The sequence below is a fragment of the Alcanivorax sp. HI0083 genome (assembly GCF_001635175.1).
This window is the reverse complement of the sequence record NZ_LWFX01001585.1, coordinates 1-572: the sequence shown is the minus strand read 5'-3', so window position 1 is coordinate 572 and position 572 is coordinate 1. Positions and strand designations below refer to the sequence as shown.

At 60.7% G+C, this 572-nt stretch carries 1 protein-coding gene; it reads left to right on the top strand.

The annotated features are described in order from the left end of the window. Positions 1-572: potassium transporter TrkG (locus A3754_RS23630; RefSeq protein ID WP_304439866.1), on the top strand; the 572-nt coding region annotated here is incomplete at both ends.

The window sequence follows — 572 nt, the reverse complement described above, 5'->3', positions numbered from 1 at the left end:
TATCGCCTGGCTGATCCGCCGGATTGTGGTGGTGGTTGTGGTGGTGCAGGCGGTGGGCATGGCGCTGTTAATGTGTGTCTGGGTGCCCGCACTGGGTTGGGGTCAGGGCACGTTTCACAGCCTGTTCTATGCGGTGTCGGCGTTTAATAACGCAGGCTTTGCACTCAGTGCCGACAGCCTCACTGGCTGGGGTGGGCACTGGGGCATTGTGCTGATCATTACCACCATGGTCATCGTGGGCGGGCTGGGCTTTACGGTGCTGGCGGATTTCGAAAAAGGCTGGCGCTGGCGCGGGTTGTCCCTGCACAGCAAGTTGATGCTGGTGGGCACCGGGGTGTTGCTGGCGGCCACGTTGTTGTTCTTTATGCTGGCGGAGTGGAATAACCCCGGCACCCTGGGCGGCATGAGTGTCAGCGACAAGCTGGCGGCGTCCTGGTTTCATGCGGTGACGCCGCGTACGGCCGGGTTCAATGTGGTGGACATGAGTGCCTTGTCGCTGCCGACCAGCCTGTTTTATCTGCTGCTGATGTTTATCGGTGCGGGCACCAATTCCACCGGCAGTGGTATCAAGG